Annotated in this window: 19 protein-coding genes; 10 read left to right on the top strand and 9 right to left on the bottom strand. The window is 59.2% G+C overall.

Going from position 1 to position 19,863, the window contains the following annotated elements:
* Nucleotides 1-138 precede the first annotated feature (138 nt).
* Nucleotides 139-2,046 carry a PAS domain-containing sensor histidine kinase gene (locus tag FHW77_RS24080; RefSeq protein ID WP_182590831.1) on the top strand — a complete coding sequence of 636 codons (1,908 nt, stop codon included), beginning with the start codon at nucleotides 139-141 and terminating at the stop codon, nucleotides 2,044-2,046.
* Here FHW77_RS24080 and FHW77_RS24075 read toward each other — a convergent pair.
* Nucleotides 2,003-2,422 carry an RrF2 family transcriptional regulator gene (locus FHW77_RS24075; RefSeq protein ID WP_034495520.1) on the bottom strand — a complete coding sequence of 140 codons (420 nt, stop codon included), beginning with the start codon at nucleotides 2,420-2,422 and terminating at the stop codon, nucleotides 2,003-2,005. The two genes, FHW77_RS24080 and FHW77_RS24075, sit on opposite strands and share 44 nt — an antisense overlap.
* 102 nt (nucleotides 2,423-2,524) lie before the next feature.
* Between FHW77_RS24075 and FHW77_RS24070 the strand changes: the two genes are divergently transcribed.
* The 5 genes from FHW77_RS24070 (at nucleotide 2,525) to FHW77_RS24050 (ending at nucleotide 8,114) form a co-directional block, all read left to right on the top strand.
* Nucleotides 2,525-3,202, top strand: a complete 678-nt coding sequence (locus FHW77_RS24070) for a TehB-like domain-containing protein (RefSeq protein WP_182590830.1) — start codon at nucleotides 2,525-2,527, stop codon at nucleotides 3,200-3,202.
* 20 nt (nucleotides 3,203-3,222) lie between these two features.
* The gene (hmpA, locus tag FHW77_RS24065) at nucleotides 3,223-4,437 is read left to right on the top strand and encodes an NO-inducible flavohemoprotein (protein ID WP_034495431.1); all 1,215 of its coding nucleotides are present in this window, start codon (nucleotides 3,223-3,225) and stop codon (nucleotides 4,435-4,437) included.
* Nucleotides 4,438-4,475: 38 nt separating this feature from the next.
* Nucleotides 4,476-5,627 carry a hypothetical protein gene (locus FHW77_RS24060; RefSeq protein WP_286086139.1) on the top strand — a complete coding sequence of 384 codons (1,152 nt, stop codon included), beginning with the start codon at nucleotides 4,476-4,478 and terminating at the stop codon, nucleotides 5,625-5,627.
* A 158-nt stretch (nucleotides 5,628-5,785) separates the two neighbouring features.
* Complete coding sequence (locus FHW77_RS24055) at nucleotides 5,786-6,538, top strand: SDR family oxidoreductase (protein ID WP_182590829.1); 753 nt, start codon at nucleotides 5,786-5,788, stop codon at nucleotides 6,536-6,538.
* Between the two features lie 112 nt (nucleotides 6,539-6,650).
* Nucleotides 6,651-8,114 (top strand): mechanosensitive ion channel family protein, encoded by a 1,464-nt coding sequence (locus FHW77_RS24050; protein ID WP_182590828.1) that lies wholly within the window; start codon nucleotides 6,651-6,653, stop codon nucleotides 8,112-8,114.
* Between the two features lie 76 nt (nucleotides 8,115-8,190).
* Here the strand turns inward: FHW77_RS24050 and FHW77_RS24045 are convergent, their stop codons facing one another.
* Nucleotides 8,191-8,658: a carboxymuconolactone decarboxylase family protein gene (locus FHW77_RS24045; protein WP_034495437.1), complete on the bottom strand. Its 468-nt coding sequence runs from the start codon at nucleotides 8,656-8,658 to the stop codon at nucleotides 8,191-8,193.
* 472 nt (nucleotides 8,659-9,130) lie between these two features.
* Between FHW77_RS24045 and FHW77_RS24040 the strand changes: the two genes are divergently transcribed.
* Both FHW77_RS24040 and FHW77_RS24035 read left to right on the top strand, forming a co-directional pair.
* Nucleotides 9,131-9,961 carry an alpha/beta fold hydrolase gene (locus FHW77_RS24040; protein ID WP_081859327.1) on the top strand — a complete coding sequence of 277 codons (831 nt, stop codon included), beginning with the start codon at nucleotides 9,131-9,133 and terminating at the stop codon, nucleotides 9,959-9,961.
* A 170-nt stretch (nucleotides 9,962-10,131) separates the two neighbouring features.
* A protein-coding gene (locus tag FHW77_RS24035; protein ID WP_182590827.1) for an IS5 family transposase occupies nucleotides 10,132-10,892 on the top strand; the annotation gives its coding sequence in 2 pieces (ribosomal slippage) (nucleotides 10,132-10,456 and nucleotides 10,456-10,892; 762 coding nt in all).
* 98 nt (nucleotides 10,893-10,990) lie between these two features.
* On the opposite strand, the gene FHW77_RS24030 is transcribed toward FHW77_RS24035, so the two are convergent.
* A complete protein-coding gene (locus FHW77_RS24030) occupies nucleotides 10,991-11,659 on the bottom strand; it encodes a methylated-DNA--[protein]-cysteine S-methyltransferase (RefSeq protein WP_182590826.1) in 669 nt (222 codons plus the stop codon).
* Nucleotides 11,598-12,029: an Ada metal-binding domain-containing protein gene (locus tag FHW77_RS27000; RefSeq protein WP_182590825.1), complete on the bottom strand. Its 432-nt coding sequence runs from the start codon at nucleotides 12,027-12,029 to the stop codon at nucleotides 11,598-11,600. The genes FHW77_RS24030 and FHW77_RS27000 overlap by 62 nt, the downstream gene beginning before the upstream one ends.
* Nucleotides 12,030-12,734: 705 nt before the next feature.
* On the opposite strand from FHW77_RS27000, the gene FHW77_RS24020 reads away from it, so the two are divergent.
* The gene (locus FHW77_RS24020) at nucleotides 12,735-13,541 is read left to right on the top strand and encodes a sensor histidine kinase (protein ID WP_182590824.1); all 807 of its coding nucleotides are present in this window, start codon (nucleotides 12,735-12,737) and stop codon (nucleotides 13,539-13,541) included.
* A gap of 50 nt (nucleotides 13,542-13,591) precedes the next feature.
* Nucleotides 13,592-14,251: a response regulator transcription factor gene (locus FHW77_RS24015; RefSeq protein WP_051674101.1), complete on the top strand. Its 660-nt coding sequence runs from the start codon at nucleotides 13,592-13,594 to the stop codon at nucleotides 14,249-14,251.
* Here FHW77_RS24015 and FHW77_RS26995 read toward each other — a convergent pair.
* The 5 genes from FHW77_RS26995 to FHW77_RS23990 all read right to left on the bottom strand — a co-directional run bounded on the left by FHW77_RS26995 (nucleotide 14,248) and on the right by FHW77_RS23990 (nucleotide 19,839).
* Nucleotides 14,248-14,565 (bottom strand): helix-turn-helix transcriptional regulator, encoded by a 318-nt coding sequence (locus FHW77_RS26995; protein ID WP_353505112.1) that lies wholly within the window; start codon nucleotides 14,563-14,565, stop codon nucleotides 14,248-14,250. The genes FHW77_RS24015 and FHW77_RS26995 overlap by 4 nt on opposite strands.
* A gap of 266 nt (nucleotides 14,566-14,831) precedes the next feature.
* Nucleotides 14,832-15,821 (bottom strand): ABC transporter permease, encoded by a 990-nt coding sequence (locus tag FHW77_RS24005; protein WP_182590823.1) that lies wholly within the window; start codon nucleotides 15,819-15,821, stop codon nucleotides 14,832-14,834.
* A 3-nt stretch (nucleotides 15,822-15,824) separates the two neighbouring features.
* Nucleotides 15,825-16,601: an ABC transporter permease gene (locus tag FHW77_RS24000; protein WP_286086138.1), complete on the bottom strand. Its 777-nt coding sequence runs from the start codon at nucleotides 16,599-16,601 to the stop codon at nucleotides 15,825-15,827.
* Between the two features lie 80 nt (nucleotides 16,602-16,681).
* On the bottom strand, nucleotides 16,682-18,313 hold the full coding sequence (locus FHW77_RS23995) for an ABC transporter ATP-binding protein (protein ID WP_182590821.1): 1,632 nt from the start codon (nucleotides 18,311-18,313) through the stop codon (nucleotides 16,682-16,684).
* Entirely contained in the window at nucleotides 18,310-19,839 is a 1,530-nt protein-coding gene (locus tag FHW77_RS23990) for an ABC transporter substrate-binding protein (protein ID WP_182590820.1), read from the bottom strand. The genes FHW77_RS23995 and FHW77_RS23990 overlap by 4 nt, the downstream gene beginning before the upstream one ends.
* Between the last annotated feature and the right edge of the window lie 24 nt (nucleotides 19,840-19,863).

The raw sequence follows: 19,863 nt of genomic DNA, 5'->3' as shown, positions 1-19,863 counted from the left end.
CGCTCCAGATACGACACGCACTTTGCTGCTTGTCGACTCGACACGGAAGGTGTCGTTGAACTGTCTAATTCGCGTCTGTGGGAAGCTCGGGTGATCTCAGGTAGGATCTCGGTTGAAGCGATAAAAGAGCTCGTGGACATGATCCCCGGACTTGGCTGGGCGGCGTGGCCGAACGGAAATCTAATTTGCCAGAGTCTGTCCTTGGAGGCGTACACCGGATTTCCAAATTCGAAGGTCGGAGCACGAGATGTTGAGGGCAAGTTTTCTTGGAGCGAATTGGTTCATGGAGACGACTATCGTGACCTCGAAGTGGCGTGGTTGGTAGCCGTTGGTAATGGTGACGTCTATAACGTTGCACATAGAGTTCGGACCAGTAGCGGAAAGTTCAGGTGGATTCGGACTACTGCAAGACCGCAGATCAATGCAGAAGGTGAGATCGTCTTCTGGCTCGGTACCTGTGTAGATATCCACGAAGCCATACTGGAGGCTGAAGCGTCTCAAGCGCGGGAGCGCGCCCTGCAAAAGTTTATCGACGCGGTTCCGGTTCCAATCTGGGCTGCCGATACGCTCGGAAATCCTACCTACTTTAATGAGGCGCTAAAAGCTCAGGTCGGATTTTCCATTTCACATACTATAGAGCAGTCCTCGCTCGAGGGCGCGTTAGCGCGAGTTATTCATCCTGATGACCTCGAGCAGGTTACATCGGGCCTAAAAGCTGCTTTATCTGGCGGACCTCGCTTCAAACAGAGGTATAGACAAGTACGTGCCGACGGTGGATACCGTTGGACGAAAGGCGAAGCGAACGCGTTAACTGGCGATGATGGCACCGTTGAACGATGGCTTGGCGTCGCGCAGGACATCGATGATGAAGTATCTGCCCAGATTACGATAGCTGAGCGTGAAGCACGGCTCGCGCTCATTGTCGAAACGATGCCTGGATTATTGTGGGTGTCATCGCCTGATGGACAACCCACCTATTTCAGTCGGCAGCTTGAGGAGTGGTCCGGTGTAACCGTCGATCAGATCGCCGAGCGCGACGGTGATGCTCTGAAGTGGATCATCCACGCGACTATTCACCCAGATGATAGGGAGGACGTGGAGACGACGATCCGGGAAAGCTTCCGCTCCGGCAAGCCCTGGTTCAGGCGGTTCCGTCAACGGCGCTCTGACGGCAGCTGGCGCTGGCTTGAGGCGCGAATGGAACCGCTGAGAGACAGTAATGGCAAAATCATCCAATGGTATGGCTTGCAGGTTGATATCGAAAACGAGTTCGTCGCTCAAGAATCACTAAGGGTCTCTCAGGAAAAACTTGCCAAGGCGTCCCGTTATGCGGGAATGGCAGAACTTTCCGCCTCGATCGCACATGAACTCAGCCAACCTCTGGCGGCAGTGATCATGAGCGCCGACGCGTGCAGGCGTTGGCTCGAGATGGCGTCGCCGAATATCGAGCGGGCGAAGCAGAGCGCCGACTGTGTCGTCAGGGACGCCAACATCGCCACCGAAGTCGTCAAGCGCATCCGGGCACTGTTCCAGCACAAGTCGGAAGGGCGGGAGAGAGTCGATATCAACCTGCTCATTCAAGGCGTGAAAGATATGATGTCAGAGGAATTGGCATCGAAAGGCGTTCGCCTGGAATTAAAGCTCGAAAGATCACTGGATCCGATTTCCATCGATGTCATTCAAATACAGCAGGTACTCGTGAACCTCCTGCATAACGCCAGCGAGGCGATGGCGGTGGCGACGGGCCGCGAGCGCATGATAACGGTAGAGACGCTGGCGTCCGACCTCGGCGCAGTCGTCGAGATCTCGGACACCGGAAGCGGAATCGAGGATATCGACCGAATTTTCATGCCGTTCTTCACTACCAAAGAAAGCGGTATGGGAATGGGGCTTTCGATCTGCGAGTCGATTGTGACTTCCCACGGAGGACGGATCTGGGCTGAAAACACGGACGTAGGCGCTCGTGTGAGCTTTTCGATCCGGTCCACCTCCGAAGTGTTTTCTACGCTGACCGGAGAAGAAGCCGGATTTCAGGTCTCCGCCTGACAAGGTCGCCAACCGTGTACTTGTCGAACACGGCGGCGAATGCTGCCGACGCCTCCGCAAGGATGGGGGGCAGGCCGCAGGCGGGAGCGATGGGGCATCCACCGCATTCCACGAGTTCATCCAGTCTCTCGGTGTGGCGGAGTACAGACCCGAGATTGATTTCGTCCGGTTGACGGGCCAACCTGATTCCCCCGTTCCGACCCCTCACGGATTCAATGAAACCTGCGGCCGACAAATCTTGGACGACCTTCTTGAGGTGGTCCTGGGAGATGTCGAACGTGCGGGCGATCTCGCGGATCGAGCCGAGCTCTCCGCCTGATGTACCAAGGTGTATCAAGACCCGGATACCGTAGTCCGTGTATTTGGTCAGTCTCATAGAAACCTGCGTCAAAACGCCCATGTTTAAAAGGTGTATTTCAATAGCACCTTTTTGTAGAACGTAATAGGAGTATCTCAGATACCCCTTTAGGAGTCGGCAATGTCGGTAGAGCTAACTGAGACGGACATTTCGCGGATACTGGCGAAATTTTACGACCGGGTGAAAGCAGACGAGGACCTCGGTGCGGTTTTCGCGGTGGTCGAGGACTGGGCCGAACATCTGACGCGGCTCTCGGAATTCTGGTCGTCGCTGATGCTCACCACCGGGCGCTACAAGGGCAATCCGTTATCGATGCATCTTGCCCATGCCGAAAAGTTCCGGCCGTTGATGTTCATTAAGTGGCTGGAGATCTGGCGTGAGACGACCGACGAGCTCGTTGCGCCGGAGATAGCGTTCGAGATGCAGGCGAGAGCGAAGAGGATCGCTTCCCGTTTTTCGATCATGATATGCGGCGAGGAGCTTCCCGCATCGGTGACAAGCGAGCCGATACCGCTCGCGCCCACGCCCTACAAAATCTCGGCTCTCTTCGACGAGCAGAGCTTGCCGCGCGCGCTTCTCACCGACCACGCTCTCAAATCCGGGACATGGGGTGTGGTCCGCGTCGAAGAGGGCGCGGTCCACTACCTCGAGCCCGGTATTTCCGAGCCCCGGATCCTTGAACCCGGCATACCGGGTGTCATCCCTCCCAATACAAGCCACAGCCTGGAGCTCGTGGGAGCGGTGAAGCTGCGCGTCGAGTTTTACGACCGCTACCCGCTCGGCACCTATCACAACTGACCCAAGAAGGAATTGAGATCATGCCACGCCAGCTGTCCGCAGAAACCATAGAACTCGTAAAGGCGAGTGTTCCGGCCCTCGAGGCCCATGGTAGCGACATCACCAAGGCCATGTACGCGCGGCTCTTCAAGGACGAGCATATCCGGAACCTGTTCAACCATTCCAACCAGGGCGAGGGTGGTTCACAGGTTCACGCGCTAGCCGCAGCGATCCTCGGTTACGCCCGGAACATCGAGAACCTCAGCGTGCTGGGTCCGGTCGTCGAGCGTATCGCACACAAGCATATCGGCTACCACATCCTGCCGGAGCACTATCCCTACGTCGCCGAAGCCCTGATGGCGGCGATCAAGGACATTCTGGGAGATGCGGCGACGCCTGCCATTCTGTCTGCCTGGGGAGAGGCGTATTGGTTTCTTGCCGACATCCTCAAGGGCCGCGAGAGCGATCTGCGGTCCGATATCGAGAACCGGAACGGCGGCTGGAACGGGTGGCGGAACTTCACGATCGTCTCGAAGACCAAGGAAAGCGACGTCGTCACGTCCTTCGTGCTGAAGCCGTCCGACGGCGGTCGGGTCATCCGGCACCGGCCCGGCCAATACTTGACTTTCCGGCTGCCTCTGGAGAACGGAACGGTCGCCAAGCGGAACTACTCCATTTCATGCGGTCCGAACGACGAATTCTATCGCATCTCTGTGAAGCGCGAGACCTCCGGACAGGGCGGCTCAATCTACCTGCACGACCACACGGATATCGGTTCGGTTGTCGACGCCACACCTCCGGCAGGGGACTTCTATCTCCCGGAAGAACCAAAGGCTCCGGTCGTATTGTTGTCCGGCGGGGTAGGGCTGACTCCAATGGTCAGCATGCTCGAGGCGATCGCTCGCGACTATCCGGACCTGGAAACACACTTCATCCATGGCGCGTTGAACAGCGCCACCCACGCGATGGACAAACATGTCAGGAGCCTCGCCGCTGCCCGTTCCCGGGTGAACGTGAAAACCTTCTACAGCGAGCCGTCCACCCAAGACGCAGTCGGGCTCTCCCATGACTATGACGGGTTCATCACCGTCGACTGGCTGCGCTCCGCGACACCCTTCGAAACCTCCGAGTTCTACCTCTGCGGACCCAAGCCGTTCCTCCGCGCGCTGGTTCCCGCTCTGGCGAGAGCAGGTGTTCCGGGAGAGCGTGTTCACTACGAATTCTTCGGCCCGGCGGACGAGCTCCTCGCTGCCTGATCGATCCATCAAACCGCCATTCCGAGAAGGCGACTTCCATGCAAAGCCGTAATCACCCGATGCTGTGGGCGTGGCCCGCAGCGGCCGCCATCGTGTTACAACCCATGTCGGCCCAAGCCCACGTCAAATGGTTCGCCCCGTATATCGTGGGCGCGCCTCCAGCGCCGATCGAGAACACTCTACACGACACCTGGTTCTGGGTCGGCATATGTCTTGTCCTTGTGATTTTCGTCCTGACGCGTCTGGTGGAGGTTAGCCCCTTCGGCGCGAAAGCCATCGGAGCGCTCAATTGGGCGACAGACCCGCTCTGGGCACGGCAGGACGACTACATTCGTTCGATCATCGCCGCGTTTTTCGTCGCGATCTTTGCCGTCGGTGGTGTGTATCTGACGCCCGACCTCAAGACACCCGCCGAATGGGTTTCCTGGCTTCAGCTCGTTATTGCCTGCTGCATATTTTCGCGGCGGACGATGCCGCTCGCCGGGCTTGGAATCATAGCGCTTTGGATATTCGCACTAAGAGACTACGAGCTTTTCCATCTTTTCGACTATCTCGCGCTCGGCCTCGGCGTGGCGGGATACCTGCTCCTCGAGCCGCTCAAAAACGAGGAACTGAGGGGACGCCGCTTCGAGGCGCTCCGGTGGGGACTGGCGATCGCCCTCATGTGGTCGAGCCTCGAGAAGTTCGCGTTCCCGAGCTGGTTCTACCCCCTCGTCGTCGAGAAGCCGTTTCTCACTTTCGGAATGCCGAGGGACGTGTTCATACCGATGGCAGGCGTCACGGAGTTCACTCTCGGATTCGGCCTTCTGTGGACGCCCCTGATACGCAGGCTGTCGGCTATCGCCCTCCTCGTGATCTTCACGGCCGCCGTATGGCCTTTCGGCCGGGTCGACCTCATCGGGCACGGCCTGATCATGGCGATCCTCATCGCGGTTGCGGCCGATCACCGTACGGGCGTCGATCTCATGACGGCGCTCAAGCGGCGTCTCGTGAATATCCCCATCGGCCTCTCGACCGCTCTCGTCGTTTTCTGCACTGCCTACTGGGGATTACACGTCGCTTTCTACGGGATGGATGGCCGGCTGCCCGCCGCAGATATCCCAAGGACGACACATAGCTACAGCGTGGAACATCCGCACGGCCCCGGCGGGCCCGACGACGTTCAGGCCAACCAGCACTCCCATCCGTAACGGCTCAGGCAGGGCGCGGAACCACGAAGCGGCTGTGCGGCATCCCGATGTATATCTTGCTAGGGTCAGCGTGCGGCGCGATTGTCTGGAGGCAGACCGCGGGCAGTCCGCAGCTGGAGCCGCGCCTCGACTGACCAACAAATTCAAGGAGAATTAAAATGAAAATCGTAGTTGTAGGCGGCACAGGCCTTATCGGCAGCAAGCTCGCTAGCATATTGTCGGCGCGGTTTTTGGAAGTCGTGGTCGCATCGCCAAGCACGGGTGTGAACAGCCGTACAGGCGAGGGGCTGGACGCCGCGCTACAGGGGGCCAACGTCGTCGTGGACGTCACGAACCCGCCTTCTTTTGATCCCGGTGAAGTCCTGGATTTCTTCAAGACCTCGACCAGAAACCTGCTCGCCGCCGAGAAGAAGGCCGGAGTGCAGCACCACGTGCTACTCTCGATCGTCGGCACCGATGGTCTTCCGGGTAACGGTTACTTCCTCGCCAAGGCAGCCCAGGAGGCTTTGATCGAAGGGTCCGGCGTCCCCTATACCATCGTCCGCGCGACTCAGTTCATGGAATTCATGGCAATGATCGCGGATGCCGGAACGACAGACAGCGAGGCGCGCCTTTCGACGGCAAACTTCCAGCCGATCGCAGCGGATGATCTGGCAGGCTTCCTCGCCGATACGGTCGGCAAAGCACCCGCCAACGGAATCGTTGATGTCGCCGGACCGGAAAAAGGCCGGATGTGCGACATCATCGGTCGATACCTCCGGTCCGTCGGCGATTCCCGCAAGGTCACTCCGGATTCCAGCGCAGGCTATTTCGGCTGCGCGTTGGAGGAAAACTCGCTGGTCCCCGTTGGCCAGGCCAGCCTTGGCCCCACTGGTATCGAGCAATGGGCGAATTCAGCCAAGGCCGCCTAGATCTCGTTGCCTGACCCGACCGTGACACCCATGCCGGGTGACGCGGTCGGACTGCGTTAATCCACCATGGGTCGCGGCTCCATGCCCGACGACATCTGCGGGAACAACCATCATGCCGATGTTGTCGGAGTTCGTGATCCAGGTCGGTCTGCTTCTGGCGGTCTCGGTCCCGCTTAGAGTTCTGCTGCGCCACCAGACCAAGGCCAAGCTCATCCTCGATGCCGTCGTCTTCGTCGCCCTATCAGGCCTGTTCTTTTCGAGAGGTATCGAGCCCTATAGGCCCGGAGCCGTCGGAGGCATAGACGCGGTCAGTGTGGCGATCGCCAAAGCGGCATGGTGGATAAGCATCTCGCTTCTCCTGGTGACGGTAGTCCGGAAATTCCTCGTCTTCAATCGACGGCCTCGCGAAGGCAGACTGGTCAGGGACCTACTCTCTGGCGTCATCTACATCGGCACCGCCTTATCCATAGTCGCGTATGTCTTCAATGTTCCGGTGGGAACGTTGATCGCCACGTCCGGCGTCTTCGCGATCGTACTCGGTCTCGCGCTGCAGAGTACCCTCAACGACGTGTTCAGCGGCATCGCCCTGAACCTCAACCGCCCCTACGTGGTCGGTGATTGGATCGTTCTGGACGACAATCTCCAAGGAAGGGTGATCGAAACCAACTGGCGTTCGACACATCTGCTCAACGGCACGAACGACATCGTGATCCTGCCGAACAGCATTCTGGCGAAAGCGAGACTCACGAACTACAGCAGCCCGGACGAGAGCCACGGCATTGTGGTGACCGTGCGCTTTCATCCGACGGAAAGACCCGAGGTGATCGGTGAAACCATGAAAACGGCGCTACTCGGGTGCACGAATATTGTCCACTCGCCGCCTCCGAGCGTGGCGATCACCGCCCTGGAAGGCGACGGCGTCACGATAGATCTTGTCAGTCGGGTGAGGGACGTCGGCAAGGTCTCCGACGCTCGCAACGAGATATACGATCTGGTCTATCGTCACGCGCGCTCCGCGAACCTGGTGTTGAGCTCGTCAACACAATGGACGGGGCCGCTCCCATACTGGGAACAGGCTTCGCGTGGGCAAAGCGCGGTCGACTGTCTTTCATCCATTCCACTGTTTCATTCGCTCAGGGAAGACGAGCGAGCGTCATTGGGCGCTGCGATGAAGCAGGTTGTCTTTCCGAAGGGGGCCGTGATCGCCCGTCAGGGAACCTCCTTGACCTCGCTCCTGCTCATCCAGAAGGGCGTCGTTATCGTCGAGATAGAGGAAAGCGGCCGCCACACAGAACTCACGAGACTTTCCCCCGGAGATTTTTTCGGAGAACGGGGCGTTTTGATGGGGGCAATCGAGGCTGCTGAAATCCGTTCGTTGACCCCGGTCACCGCATACGAAATCAAGAAGGATACCCTCGCTCCGTTTCTCGGGCAACGCCCGGAAATCGCCGAGGAGCTCGGGTTCGTTCTCGCGCATCGGCTCGAGAAGGAAAAGCATCTCCTCGACCAGCCGGGAATGGAAAACAGCACCTCGATCACCCTGTCGGGGAAGATACGCAGTCTGTTCGGTCTGTAGTGCACTCCGGCATGGTGGCTGCTCGCTCCGAAATCGGCTTCGCCACGCCACCATGCCCTTGAATAGTGGATCGACGTCAAGCCGCTGCCGGGACGGTCCGATGGTCGATCGGGTGCTGCAGACGCAAGGCGAGCGCCATGCGGTTCCAGACGTTGATCGTGCTGATGGCGGTCGTCAGCTTGGCAATCTCGGCTTCGCCGAAATGCTTCCTCAACTGCTCGTAGTCAGGGTCGGGGACACCCGTAATCGAGACGTTCGTCAAGCTTTCCGCCCAGTTCAGCACCGCGCGTTCCTTCTCGTCATAGAGAGCGGATTCCTTCCAGACCGCGATCAGGGCGATCCATTGGTCCGAGAACCCGGCTTTCCTCGCTTCCTTGGTATGCATGTCCACGCAGTAGGCGCAGCCGTTGATCTGCGACGTACGGATCTTCACGAGATCAATGTAGCGTTTGTTGATGCCGGACTTCTGGACGTACATCTCCAGTCCCATGATCGCCTTGAAGCTGTCGGGCTCGACAGCATTGATATCGAAACGGGGTTGCATCTTATCACTCCCAGCTTTGGGTTTTTGTCGAGCGGGAATTCGCCGACGAACGGACGCTAAGGCGGGAGCGGGCAGCGAGGAAGATATACGGGAGTATCCGTTCTGAACGGACGAAGCCTATAAAGGGGGCGACTTTCAAAGGGGAATGCGACGCGTCGCTTTTCACCTGACGCGGAATCGCTTCCGTTTCCTGCCACGGGCCACACGGCATACAGATGTATAACTCGCGTAGCTCCCGATCCTGCGTCACCTTCGACGCGCTGAGTTTGGCTCTGCCCATCGAGGCGAGCGGGCCAAGGCTCGTCAATACCGGATCATGGAGAGACAAATGACGGAAAAAGAGACCTCACGGGGCACGGGCCCCTTGAGACGCGAGGTGTTGGCGCTTGGCCTCGGAGCGAGCGTCGCAACCGTAATCCCCAATATCGCGATGGCGGCCGCCACGCAGAAAACCACTGAAAGGAAACAAGACATGGGCTTTGTGAAAACGAAAGACGGCGCGGAAATCTTCTACAAGGACTGGGGCCACGGTCAGCCGATCGTGTTCCATCACGGATGGCCGTTGAGCGGCGACGACTGGGATGCCCAGATGTTGTTTTTCCTGGAAAAGGGCTTCCGCGTCGTGGCCCATGACAGGCGTGGCCACGGCCGCTCGAGCCAGGTCGCCGAGGGTCACGACATGGACCACTACGCGTCGGACGCCGCAGCCGTTGCCGAACATCTCGATCTCCGCAACGCGGTTCACATCGGCCACTCGACGGGCGGTGGTGAAGCCGCGAGGTACGTCGCCAGGCACGGCAAGGGCCGTGTCGCCAAGCTCGTTCTCGTCGGCGCGGTTCCGCCGATCATGGTCAAGACCGCTGCGAACCCCGGAGGTCTGCCAATCGAGGTGTTCGACGATTTCCGCAAGAACCTGGTCGCCAACCGCGCCCAGTTCTTCCTCGATATTCCTTCCGGCCCTTTCTATGGCTTCAATCGGCCGGACGCCAAGGTTTCCCAGGGCGTCATCCAGAATTGGTGGCGACAGGCCATGGTTGGCGGCGCGAAGGCGCACTACGACAGCATCAAGGCGTTCTCCGAGACGGATTTCACGGAAGACCTCAAGTCGATCACGGTTCCCACGCTCATCCTGCACGGCTCGGACGACCAGATCGTGCCGATCGATGACTCCGCCAAGCTCGCCATCAAGCTGCTGAAAAACGGGACTCTGAAAATCTACGACGGCTACCCGCATGGCATGTGCACGACCCACGCCGACGTCATCAACCCGGACCTTCTGGCGTTCGTCCAGGCCGCCGGCTGATCCAAGAGGGGCAGGCTGCAAAGCCTGCCCCGCAAATCATGCGCCACTGCGCGATCCGCAGGCACAATCAAATACAGAGTTTTATCCGTTCGGCACTTTGAAGATTAGGGTCAGGACCCATTGATTTGAATTGACGGCCATAATTCAGACGGGCGTATAGGAGCCTGCTGGTGAGTCATCTGTTTTGGCTGACGGACGAGCAAATGGCTCGTCTTCAGCCGTACTTCCTCAAGAGCCATGGTCGCCAGCGCGTTGATGATCGACGCGTTCTGAGCGGCATCATTTTCGTCAACCGCAACGGCCTCAGGTGGTGCGATGCGCCAAAGGAATATGGCCCCTCCAAGACGCTTTATAACCGTTGGAAACGTTGGGGAGACAAGGGCATCTTTCTCCAGATGATGGAAGGCTTGGCTGTGCCTGAGGCTGCAGAGCGCACGACCATCATGATCGACGCGACCTATCTCAAGGCCCACCGCACGGCTTCCAGCCTGCGGGTAAAAAGGGGGGCTCGGGCCGCCTGATTGGACGCACGATAGGCGGCATGAACACCAAGCTTCATGCCGTAACGGATGCGAATGGTCGCCCGATCACTTTCTTCATAACGGCCGGTCAGGTCAGCGATTACACCGGTGCTGCCGCTTTGCTTGATGAACTTCCCAAGGCCAAATGGCTACTGGCCGACCGTGGCTATGATGCCGACTGGTATCGTGAAGCTTTACAAGCGATGGGGATCACTCCCTGCATTCCGGGTCGGAAATCCCGCAATAAAACCATCAAATACGATAAACGCCGCTACAAACGGCGCAACCGGATCGAGATAATGTTCGGGCGTCTCAAAGACTGGCGGCGTGTCGCTACGCGCTACGACAGATGCCCAATGGCCTTCCTCTCCGCCATCGCTCGCGCGGCAACCGTTATCTTCTGGCTCTGATCAACGAGTTCTGAGCGTAACTATGTCCGCGTTAAACAGTCGTTAAATGTCAAATGGTCTCAAAGAGAATGCGGCCGTTAGAACGTTGGAAAACTTGTTCAATCAGCAATTTTACCCTCGCGACCCAGCAGTGCGCTCTTTCGCTCCAGGCCCCAGGTATAGCCAAAGAACGTTCCGTCGTGCCTAACAACCCGATGACAGGGAATGGCAACCGCCAGAGGATTGCTGGCGCAGGCACTGGCGACCGCACCGATGGCACGAGGGTGGCCCACGCGCCGCGCTATCTCGTCATAGGAGATCGTCTCGCCGGCTAGCACCGATTGCAGAGCATGCCAAACCCGTCGTTGAAAGACTGTCCCTCTGATATCCAGGGGCAGATTCGTCGTCAGATTCGGTGCCTCGATCAAACCGACGACCTGGGCGATGGTACGCTCGTAGTCTGCATTGCCGCCGACTAGAATCGCCTTCGGGAAGCGGTCCTGGAGGTCGCGAAGCAGTGCCTCGGCATCGTCGCCCATCAGAATGGCGGCGATGCCTTTTGCGCTGGAGGCGACGACGATCGCTCCGAGCGAGGTATCTCCGACAGCGAAATGCAGGGTCTCCTTGGAGCCCCCATCCTTAAAGTGACTTGGTGTCATGCCGAGGGATTTGTTGGTGATGGCGTAGAAGCGGCCGCTGGAACCGTAGCCGGATTCGTAGAGGGTCTCAGTGATGGGCCGACCGCGCGGGCTGGCTGCGGGCCAGCGCCATCCGCTTCTGTTCGGCATAGGCTCGTGGGGTCATTCCTGTATGACTGCGAAACAGGCGGTGGAAATGACCCTCGCTCATGCCGACAGCATGGGCCAGCGCCGATACTGAGACAGGGCTGTCGGCTAGATCGATCAGCCTGCACGCTTCGGCGATGGTTTCGATATGCCGCTGCTCGAAGCTACCTTCATTCGGTCGGCACCGTCGACAGGGTCGAAATCCTGCGGACACAGCCTCGGCCGACGAATGGAAGTAACGGAGGTTTTCCGCGCGTGGCACCCGAGAACCACAGGAAATCCGGCAATAGATGCCCGTGGTGATAACGCCGCGCCAAGTGCCTGCACCGCGCTCGTCCGAGCCACGTGGATTCCTGGTAGCGGCGCTATCCATCAGGCCCGGACCCGCTTCTGGGAGCCGAAGGGATTGTCGATCAGATACCGCCAGCAACCATCGTCGCCCCGGCGCGCGATGTCGGTCGCGGTCGCCACCATGTTGATCTCCGTGCCATCGCGGGCGGTGCCGATATAGGACCAGTCGAGGATCAGAAGTGCCGTATCCGCCGCGACTATGCCGTTGCGTGATCGACATTTGAAGACCCAGAGAGAGAAATACTTTTCGAGTTCCGCGCCGATCGCGTTCCGCCTTTAGTGGGCGTTACCCGCCGCGTCGATGATAATGCCTTCTGGATGATAGAAGCTGAGCATCGTGTCGACATCGAGAGAATTGAGATGGGCAAGCAACGCGGGGACGATGCCTTCCACGGTGGTTGCCAGGGCGATTTCTGGATCATGCTTTGAGCTCCTGTCTGCATGTCGCCCGCCATTCGCGAGCGAGACACCGATGACAGGAATTCAGAACTAGGAAACTCCGATTTCTGATCTCAGATTCGCGTTCGTCGAAGTCTGCAAATGACGCGAAGCGGAAAAAGCTACCCGACCTATCCCGCCGTATAGGTCGACCACGGCTACTGGCGCGGTAGCGACGCGGGAACATTTTACGTAGGCTATCACCCACATAGCCAGCCAGTGTATCGATGAAAGGACCGCGGCGCGCGAGCGCGGTTTTCACCAACCGACGTGGGAACAGGTAGCGACCGTGGACTTTGCCCCGCACACCGAACGGATGTTTGAAAAGGGTTCTCAAGAGCAGAGGCTACAGAACCTCGAGGAGAGCGGTGGGCACGCCGCGCGTCTTAGGCTTCTTGGGCGTATGACAAGCTCCTTTGTTCTCGACACCCGTCAACCTCTGGCGGTAATCGTTACGGATTGCGGTACCGCCCAGAGGCTCCTGGCTTCGGGGCGTGATACGACCAAGCAAATGGAAGTACTGCTTTCGCGCATTGTCGAATGTGCCCGTTGGGCGGATGAAGTAATCGGCTTCGCGGATCGCATGATCGCCAGGCGAGTTTCGACTCTGGCGCTGGTGGATATCAACTCCCTGGCAAAAAGCGCCGTCCAGTTCAGCCAGTGCGAAAGCTTCTCCAGGGCGGTGACCCTGCACCTTGCCCACTCGCCTAGTCGCGCGTTGGCACTTGGCGACGAGCTCCAGCTTCTCCAGGTGGTGGTCACCCTTCTAGTGAGCACCCTACAGCAACAACCCGCACGGAAAGCGGAAAGGCATGCGGTTCATTTGTGCATCGCCGACATCGGAGACGAGATCGTCCTCGACATAGGAACACCCCTGACATCGGGGAACGGAAAGCTCGAAGACCAAAGGAAGCGGACCACTAAAGCCGATTCCGAAGTTGTTATGTGCCGATCCATCGTCGAAGCCCATAAGGGTGCGCTCGAATATGGTCGCGGTCGGTCGGGCGTCATGTTTCGCATGAGGTTGCCGCGCGTTTCCGATCGGCTGGAGCGAAGCCACAGCCAATCTGAACCGCCATCACTTGAAGACAATTAGGCAAAAGTCGCGGACGGACCTCGCCGTCATCATTGAAAAGGAGTTTCGCTGTGCCATCTCAACCGGAGAAAGACGTGAGTCGACAGAGGGTTTACGTCATCGATGACGAGCCAAACCTTCGCGCCTCGCTGCTCAACTTTTTCGAGTCGGTGCAGATCGAGGCAGTCGGGTTCGGTAGTGCCGAAGAGTTTTTGTCCGAGGCTGACGGGGAGAGCGCCGGGTGTATCCTTCTCGACATCCAAATGCCCGGCATGACTGGGCTCGAACTTCAGGCTGAGCTCTCGCATCGCGGCAATCCGATGCCGATCATTTTCATCACCGGAAACGGCAGCGTGTCCGTGAGTGTTTCAGCGATGAAGGCTGGCGCTTTCGACTTCCTGCTGAAGCCGTTCAACTCTCAGGCCGTCGTCGATGCGATAACAAGAGCGATGGAGGCCGACAGGCAAGCAAGAGCCAAGAGAGCGGAGGCGGATAAATTAATGCAGCGATTTTGCAGACTGACCCCGCGTGAAACGGAAGTCTGGGAATACGTTTCCCAAGGTCTCATGAACAAGCAGATCGCGTTCGAAATGAGCATCAGCGAAATCATGGTGAAGCTGCATCGTGGACGCATGATGAAAAAGATGCATGCGAAGTCTGTCGTAGACGTCGTGCGGATGTTCGACAGGCTCTCGGTGCATGGCGGTGAATCGACCTCTTTGCACACTTAGAGAATCGATTGGGATCCTGCGCGCAATTCCACTGCCTGCCGTCTCCATTCACTTGGCGGCAGGCCTTCCAAGCGGCGAAACAGGCGACAGAAGTGCGCATGGTCCGATAGTCCACATTGTTCGGCGACGGACGATAGCGGGCAGTTCGAGTTCGCCATAAGGGCCTTTGCCTTTGCCATGCGCTCCCCCATCACGAAGCTGGACGGCGAAACCCCGAACGCGATCGTGAAGCACCTCCCGAAATGCCCGACACTGATTTTGGCTTGAGACGCAAGGTCGCGGACCTTTATGGAGCCAGCGATATTTTCAGACACAAACGTGCGGACGCGGCGACACTGCCAATCGGTCAGCCCACTCCTTCCGCGAGCGGAGTTCCTGATTGGCAACAGGCGATCGGATGTCGAAACGCTTACCGCGCCGAGACGCGCAACGTGCTCCAAGGTCAACGCCCGCCTCCAATTCCGCTTCGCGTCCAGAGTCTGATCGATACGACCTTGAAAATGCCGCTTCGGGACTGAACTTGATACCTATATAAACGTCGCGCCTTCCTATCCCGGCGTATAGGTTTGCCCGCCGCACCTCACTCGATCGATATCCGTGGATCGGCGATCCTCTGCGTGCTCTCGACGATCATCCCGACGAGGACGTAGAGCCCTCCGAGAACCAGAGCAACGCCGAGGATGGCCGGGAGATCCAAGTAGGCCAGCGCTTGGACCATGTACATGCCGAGTCCGGGCCAGGCGAAGATGCGTTCGACGACCAGCATGTTACCGAACAACAGTCGAGCCTGGAGGCCGCTCATCGTAAGCGCCGCATTCGCTGCATTACGGAGACCGTGGTGTACGGCGACCCATACGAACCGTAGGCCCTTGGCACGCGCGGTGCGGATGTATCCGTGCTTCATGACGTCATGCAACGAGCTTGACAGGACCTGCCCGACCGCGACCGCGACGGGTAGCGCGAGAACCGAAGCGGGCAGGACAAGATGAGCGGCCGCGTCCACGAAAAGGCGCAGGTTGCCGGAAATCAACGTGTCCACAAGAAGGAGTCCTGTCGGACCGGAGAACCCTCTGACACCGAGGCGGCCGGAACCCGGCAGCCATCCAAGCTTATACCAGACGACCAGGACCAGCGTCAGGCCAGTCAGGAACACTGGCAAGGACCCGAGCCCGACGAGTGCGAGACGCAGCATGCGCAACGATGGATAGGTGGCCTGGACGACCGCCACCGTGACGGCCACCGAAATGCCGAGCAGCAGAGCGACAACCGCAAGTTCTATCGACGCGGGCAGGTGCTTCCGAATATCGTTGACCACTGGCTGCCTTGTGCGGACCGAGATGCCGAGGTCACCATGTGCGACCCGGGTAAGAAAGTGTCGGTACCGCGTGATGACGGTTTCATCCAGGCCCATCTGCGCGCGCAAGGCCTTGATCGTGGCGGGTGGTGCCGCCGGCCCCGCGATGAGGCGGGCCGGATCGGCTGGAACGACGCTCTGAAGGCAGAAGACAAGGAACGTCATCGCCATCAGCGTCAGAATGCCACCCGCGATTTTGCGCCCGAGATACCGCATGCGTTACCGCCCCTTGAGTGCATGGCGGACCCCGTCGGCAAAAAGGTTCGCCAAGAAACATATTAGGAATATCGCCAACGACGGGAGTATGGGGAGCCACCAGAACATCGTCAGGCTGTCGAGAGAGCGCGACACCAAGGCTCCGAGCTCCGGAGCGGGGTCAGGCTGTCCCAGGCCGAGGAACGACATCAACGACAAGGTCATGACGACGTTGGAGACATCCACGCCGGCTGCCACGATCAGTGCCGGGACGACGCCTGGTAGGGCGTACCTGAAAACCAACCTCCATCGCGAAGCGCCCGATACCTTTGCCCCAAGGTAATGAGGGGAGGCCAAGATACGTCGGACTTCATCGCGTGCGATCCAGGCGTACCAAGGCCACCAGCAGACTGCGATCGCGACCACTGAATTCTCGACACCGGGGCCGAGCAACGCCGCGAACGCGATGGCGAAAAGCATCGACGGCACCGTCAGGAAGACGTCGTTTACCCTCCGGAAGACCGCGTCGAGCCATCCTCCGACAAAGCCGGATACCAACCCGATCGCCGTTCCGACGACGAAGCTTGCCCCGATGATCGCCATCCCGGGCAGCCAGGTGAACCTTATGCCGAGTATGACCCGCGAAAAAAGGTCCCGTCCGATTTCGTCCGTACCGAAGGGGTGCGTCATCGACGGAGGGAGCAAGGCCGGACCCACCCGCAGTTGCGGGTCGTATGGCATGAAGAGCTGCGGGAACGCTGCGGTGGCCGTGATCAGCAGTAAGCCGAAAAGGCCGATCATGCCGGGAATGTCAATCCTGCGGAAAGACCAGCCGTTGCTAGACGCTTCCGAGTGTCCCGTCGGTCTTCGTCCGAACGGCCTCAGCATAGTCCGGCGTCCCTGCCGGATGGATCACAACGGTCGTCCCGCGAGGAGGTCGACATGTCTGCGAGTTCGAGCAGCTTTCCATCATGAATGCGATAGACCCTGTCCGCGGCGATCCTGGCAGCGGCGAGGTCGTGCGTCGCGATAACTATCGCGGTGCCATAGATGCGGCGGATGCGGCCGAGCAGGTTCAGCATCGATGCCGCGAGCGACGTGTCCAGCGCGCTGATGGGTTCGTCACACAGGAGGAGCCGCGGGGAAACCGCAAGCGCTCTGGCGATCGCGGCACGCTGGCATTGACCGACAGAAAGCTCTGAAGGCAAGGCATCGGCAAGCGAGCGCTCGAGATCGACGAAATCCATCAATTCCGCCAGGCGCTTGTCGCGAGGCACCTTTGCCACCTTCGCGGAACGCAACCCTTCGACGATCTGTTCACCGATAGGGACCCAAGGCGTCAGGAAAGATTTAGGGTCCTGGAAGACCAGTTGAGGGCGGCGGCCGTCCAACCGAACCGTTCCGCGGTCCTGTTCAAGGAGCCCAGCAGCGATCTTGAGGAGGGTGGATTTACCGATGCCGCTCTCGCCTAGAAGCGCCACACACTCTCCGGCCTTCACGGTGAGGTCGATCTCGGCCAGGACATCGTAAGAGCTAACCCGAAAGAGGCTTCTCGTACGAAAGGCCTTCGAGACCCGGCGCATGTCCAACACGACTTCCTCTCGATTCGAGGAGAACGGGGCCCAAGGAACGCTTTGCTGCACGATGTTTTCGAAATGCGAATTGTCGATAGCTCGATCGCCTCGGGCGAGGGTTGGCAATTGCGCGGATTTGTCGACGGCTCCATCATACCGGATCGCGAGGAGCCCGACGCTGTAGGGGTGGCGGGGGCGGGCGAAGATCGTCGAAGTCGACCCGACCTCGACGATCCGCCCATCTTCGAGGATTGCCGTTTGATCCGCTATCTCCGCTACTGCGAGATCGTGCGTACTGAGCAATACGGCCGCTCCGTGTGCTGCCAGATTCCGCAGAAGCGCGGTGACCTTTCGTTTGTTATCAAGGTCGAGACCTGTCGTGGGTTCGTCAGCCACGATCAGCGGCACGGGTACGGCCGTCGTCATAGCGATCAGAACACGCTGTCTCTCTCCCCCGGAAAGCTGATGCGGAAGGCTGCCCATGACGCGTTCGGTGTCAGCGATCCCCGCCAACCGCAGCCGTTCGACCGCTGTGAGTTCCCCGCACACTTCCGCCATCTGCGCTCGAACGCTCATTGTCGGGTTCAGCGCGTCGAAGGGGTCCTGGGGGATGATCCGCACCAGGCTCTTCCGGGCAGCTCTAAGGTTGGGCTCGCTCGTACCGACCAATTCCTCACCGACGACACGGATAGAGCCACTAATCCGAGGCTGGCTGTCGCGCGGCAAAAGACCAAGGATGACGTGAGCAAGGGTCGACTTTCCAGAACCGCTTCGACCCACAAGCGCGGTTATCTGCCCGGAATGAACCTCTAGCTCCAGCCCTTTGAGAACGTCGTTCCTCTGTGCTCCACGCAACATCGAAACGTGCAAGCCACGGATTTCGAGCGTGGCAAACGGCGGAGTACGGGTTCCGACCAGCTCTCCTACCCCGACGCTCATCGGCGGACGCTCTCGTAATCTATGTTTCCCGGGGGATAGACGGGTCTCAAGCCGAAATCGCGGATGTCGTTGGTATGGACCACGACATCCTGCATTTCGACAAGCGGTATGGCGATTCCGGCGTCGAAGATCATCTGTCCGGCTTGTTCGTAGAGTGCGTTCCGTCGAGCGTCGTTCCCCAGACTGCCCGCCTCCTCGATGAGGCGGTCGGCTTGGTCGATCGAACGTCCGAAGAAGTTGACCGGAGCGTCCTTCGTGAAAAACGCCTTTGCCTGGTTCACCGGGTGAGCCGCATCCGGACCTGCGATCGTAAGGAGTAAGTCCGGGGGCGACGTCGCTTGCTTCAAGTTGAACGCGGCTCCCGGCGGCAACGCGTAGGACGTCGCCTTGACGCCGATGGATGCCAGCTGCGCGATCAGGAGGCCCGAGATTTTCTGATAGCCAGGTGTGGCGCTGTGCTGGCCGATGACGAGACTGACAGGACCGCGGCGTGCGACTATCGCCTTGGCGCGCTCCATGTCGACAGGGAAGACGAGCGGTCTGCCGGGATCCAGCACCACGCGGGGATAGACCGACCTGGCCACGGTCGCATACTGGCCGAACGCTTCATCCGCCCAGAGAGCCGGATTGATGGCAGTCAACACCGCCTGCCTGATTTCCGGATCATCGAGGGGCGAGCCGGATTTCGCGAACAGGGTGTAGAGGCTTACGCTCGGGGTCGCCGAGACCGCGAGATCGGATGGAATGCCGCCGAGTTGCGCGATAGGATACCCCGTCGGCACGGCGTCGATGTCTCCAGCTCTCAACTGCAGTATCTGCTGGCCAATGTCCGGGACGACCGGAATCTGCACTTCCGGGAAAAACGCTTTCTGTCCCCAGTACTCGTCATTCCTCTTGAGAACATAGCGGTCACCGCGACTGAATTCCGCCAATGCATAGGGACCTGTTCCATCGGCGTGTTCACCGAGCCATCCGGTGGCTTTGTCGCCTTTATCGTGTTCGGCTAGCGCTCGCGGGCTGATCACCTTTGGACCCCAAGGACTCGCGAGGCTGTCGATGAAAGAGGGTTGCGCGCGCCTGAGGACGATCTTGAGGGTCAATCTGTCCACTGGTTCGAGTCTTTCGACGTTGGACAGGAAGTACGACAGAGCCAGCTTGCCGTCCTTCCTTCGGTCGAAGGAAGCAACGACGTCGGACGCACTCATCTCGGTGCCGTCGTGAAACTTCACGCCGTCAACCAACCTGAAGACATATTCGCGACCATCGTCGGAGACTTCCCAGGAATGTGCCAGTCGGCCGACGACCTTTACGGTGCCCGGCTCGTATTGAACCAGACCCTCGTAGACGTTGTTGATCGCGCTCATGGCACCGATTTCAAATCCGTTGTCCGGATCGAACGTGGCGATGTCCGTTAGAAGCGGAACCCGGAGAACCTCCTGCGCGACCACGGGTTGCGCAATGAGGGCCGCCGCGAAAACACACGCGATCGCATGACTGACAGCAAAGGCAAAACCGCCCGGCAACATGTTGGCATCCTGTTATGAACTCAA

Source organism: Agrobacterium sp. RC10-4-1 (assembly GCF_014138475.1).
In the GTDB taxonomy this organism is placed as follows: Bacteria; Pseudomonadota; Alphaproteobacteria; order Rhizobiales; family Rhizobiaceae; genus Agrobacterium; species Agrobacterium pusense.
Note: the sequence above shows the minus strand (reverse complement) of the source record. Positions and strands in the feature narration are given on the sequence as shown.